The organism is Vibrio sp. Y176, from assembly GCF_033438945.1.
The window spans coordinates 1-659 of record NZ_JAWOQS010000628.1 but is presented as its reverse complement, the minus strand read 5'-3'; the positions used below and the strand labels follow the sequence as shown (position 1 = coordinate 659).

The following is a 659-nucleotide window of genomic DNA, read 5'->3' as shown; positions in this document are numbered from 1 at the left end:
AACCACTTCACCGTCTACACGAACGGCCGCTTCACTGACTCGTTGAATTAGCGCTATCACTTCTCTCGCTTCCTTCATTTGCTAACTGAGATTCAGCCGACGAGTGTATCATGTCTAGATCTTCACTCCAGTGCTCTTGCTCACCCAATGCTGCGGTGACTTCTGCCCCCAGCAAGACGATCATCCAGCACAAGTAAACCCAGACAAACAAGATAGGAATTGCGGCTAAAGCGCCGTAAATCAGCTGGTAAGACGGGAACTGAGTGATATAGAGGGCAAAGCCTTTCTTACTTAATTCAAACAGTATCGCCGCAACGGCGGCGCCTACAGCACCATGCGCTAAATGCACTTTTTTGTTTGGCACCAGAATGTACAAACCTAAAAATGCAAAAAATGACAGCAAGAGCGGCAACCAGCGTAAGAACAAATTGAAGGCGCCAGACAGCGTTTCATTTTCTAAGATTTGTAACGACGTGACATAAGACGTTGCTGCAATACTCGCGCCGACTAAAATCGGCCCCAGCGTTAATACCATCCAATACATCGAAAATGAGAACACCAAACGGCGCTTGTCTTTGACTCGCCAGATGTAGTTTAGATTTTTATCGATGTTGGAGATCAGCATCAGCGCAGCAATAAACAAGAAGCCACCACCGACG

General features: G+C 47.0%; 1 protein-coding gene. It reads right to left on the bottom strand.

The window, feature by feature from the left end; all coding sequences use genetic code 11:
* Positions 1–31: 31 nt before the first annotated feature.
* On the bottom strand, positions 32–659 hold a 628-nt coding region (locus tag R7O13_RS27730; RefSeq protein ID WP_318305303.1), incomplete at its 5' end, for a YihY family inner membrane protein.